Origin of the sequence: Vibrio sp. 10N.261.52.A1, assembly GCF_002876325.1 — a bacterium.
Classification (GTDB): domain Bacteria; phylum Pseudomonadota; class Gammaproteobacteria; order Enterobacterales; family Vibrionaceae; genus Vibrio; species Vibrio chagasii.
Map to the genome: position 1 here is coordinate 1 of NZ_MCYD01000292.1, position 2571 is coordinate 2571.

A 2571-nucleotide genomic window follows, 5' to 3' on the forward strand; every position below is an offset into this window, starting at 1 on the left:
CATTTCAGGACGAGACAACTAAACAAAAAGGGTCACCCATAATCGGGTGACCCTTTTTAGTTGAAGTGAAGTATTTACGAAGTATCTACAACGTATTTACTTTGCCTTCTGAGTACTTATTTTACTGACCAAGCAATCGTCTCGCCGCCACGAATTGGCACAACGATGTCTGAACCAAATGGCATGGTTTCAGCAACGTTCCACTCTTCTTTTACTAGAGTGATGGTGTCTGTGTTACGTGGGATGCCATAGAAGTCAGGGCCATTGTGGCTTGCAAATGCTTCCAGGTTCTCAATCTTACCTTCTAGTTCAAACACTTCTGCGTACAGTTCAACAGCTGCGTGGGCTGTGTAAGAACCCGCACAACCACATGCTGACTCTTTTGCACCTTTTGCGTGTGGTGCTGAGTCTGTACCTAAGAAGAACTTCTTGCTGCCGCTTGTCGCTGCTTCAATTAGCGCTTTTTGGTGAGTGTTGCGCTTAAGGATTGGTAGGCAGTAGAAGTGTGGCTTAATGCCGCCAACCAGCATGTGGTTGCGGTTGTAAAGCAAGTGGTGAGCTGTGATTGTCGCGGCAACGTTGTCGTTCGCGTTCTTTACGAAATTCGCAGCATCTGCCGTCGTGATGTGCTCTAGAACGATTTTTAGGTTAGGGAAGTCATTCACGATTGGCGCAAGAACGGTGTCTAGGAACTCTTTCTCACGGTCAAAGATATCAACATCGTGCGTCGTTACTTCGCCGTGTACCAAAAGTAGCATGCCAACTTCTTGCATAGCTTCTAGTACGTGGTAGATGTTCTTCGCAGAGGTTACACCCGAGTCAGAGTTAGTTGTTGCGCCTGCTGGGTAAAGCTTTGCAGCTACAACAGCGCCAGATTCTTTCGCTTTGCGAATTTCATCAGGTGTTGTGTTGTCTGTCAGGTAAAGTGCCATTAGAGGCTGGAACTGTTCGCTTGGCTGCTCTGCCATGATGCGTTCACGGTAAGCTAGAGCCATTTCGGTATCAGTTACCGGTGGGATGGTATTTGGCATGATTAACGCTCGACCATTGTAGCGGCTGATATCGCGCACTGTATCTTTTAATACTTCGCCATCGCGTAGATGAACGTGCCAGTCGTCAGGACGAGTAATCGTAAGTTGTGTCATTGAAGGCTCCCACCATTTGAAGTGTTATGTAGTTGGAGCCTAAACTCGGCGAAATCTGTGAAAGCAATCGCTTACGTTTAGGCGACAGGATGATAGTGGAAAAGCACTTTCATTTCATCCTATTTTTAACTCTTCAGGGTTAGGAGCTTGTTTTTCTTCGTATTTTATTCGGTATTTATTTTTGAAGATGGATTATCGAGTCGCTACCCACAACCCGTGGATCATGCCCGGGACCCAGAAGAAGAAAGTGAGGATGATGTTGATCAAAAGGTCTTTGCCTGCACCTCGTGCGAAAAACACACCCAAAGGAGGAAGCAGTACACATAAAATGATAATGACGAGTTTGTTCATGATAAATCCTTTTTATTCAATGAAAGTTCAATGCACTAACTGTATTCACAGTATAGAAGGTCTGGAGAGTGTTAATGCATTGCTGTCTTTATGTATAGAAGACAGTCGTTTAAACATCTCAAGATATTCGCTTAGTATCAAGTGTTTAATGGCTGCCAGTTTATCTATTTATAACCATTTGTTAGCATTGGGACAAACTACAAAACATTGGAATCGTTATGTCGCAGTCACCTCTAGATCGAAAGGCTTCAGAGCAAGCTCCTTCCTTATCTCAAATCAATGTGTTTCCAGTTAAGTCAGTGGGCGGCATCGCGCTTTCTTCTGCTTGGGTTGAAAAACAAGGTCTCACTTTTGACAGACGTTTCATGCTGGCATTGGCTGACGGCTCAATGGTTACGGCGCGTAAATATCCGAAAATGGTTAAGGTGTCTTCCAGCTTGCTGCCAGATGGTTTGATTTTTACTTATGAAGGTAAAGAGCCACTGCGCCTTAAGTATGCGAACTTTAAGATGCAAGAAGCACCAGCAACAGTGTGGAAAGATAGCTTCACAGCCTACACAACGTGTGACGAAGCGGATGATTGGTTTAGTGATGTATTGGGTGTACGTGTTGAACTGCTTTTCTCTGGCGAGCAATCGAATCGTGTTCGTGAAAAGTTGGGTCATAACGTGAGTTTTGCTGATGGCTACCCAATGTTAATCATCAGCCAAGCCTCTCTTGATGAGCTGAATCGTCGTAGTCCTGAAACGCATTCCATGGATCAGTTCCGTACCAATTTCGTGGTCTCAAACACTGAAGCGTTTGCTGAAGATGGTTGGAAGCGTATTCGAATTGGTGAGGTTGAGTTCGAGGCGGTGAAACCTTGTGAACGTTGTATTCTAACCACGGTTGATGTTAACAGTGGTGAGTTAAGAGCGACAAAAGAGCCACTGAATACCTTCTCTAAATTCAGAGCTAATGATCGTGGTGGTGTGTTCTTTGGTCAGAATCTAGTCGCGAAAAATGAAGGCTTAGTCAGAGCAGGTGATGTGGTTGAAGTACTCCAAACTAAAGAAAAAGAACATTACGAAGACAC

Annotated in this window: 3 protein-coding genes; 1 reads left to right on the forward strand and 2 read right to left on the reverse strand. The window is 44.6% G+C overall.

Features of this window, described 5'->3' with window-relative positions; genetic code table 11:
* Nucleotides 1-116: 116 nt before the first annotated feature.
* Nucleotides 117-1145, reverse strand: a complete 1029-nt coding sequence (gene pyrC, locus BCT81_RS03610) for a dihydroorotase (protein ID WP_102423259.1) — start codon at nt 1143-1145, stop codon at nt 117-119.
* A gap of 192 nt (nt 1146-1337) precedes the next feature.
* A complete protein-coding gene (locus tag BCT81_RS03615; protein ID WP_102423260.1) occupies nt 1338-1496 on the reverse strand; it encodes a YqaE/Pmp3 family membrane protein in 159 nt (52 codons plus the stop codon).
* 218 nt (nt 1497-1714) lie between these two features.
* On the opposite strand from BCT81_RS03615, the gene BCT81_RS03620 reads away from it, so the two are divergent.
* Nucleotides 1715-2571: MOSC domain-containing protein (locus BCT81_RS03620; protein ID WP_133152528.1), on the forward strand; the 857-nt coding region annotated here is incomplete at its 3' end.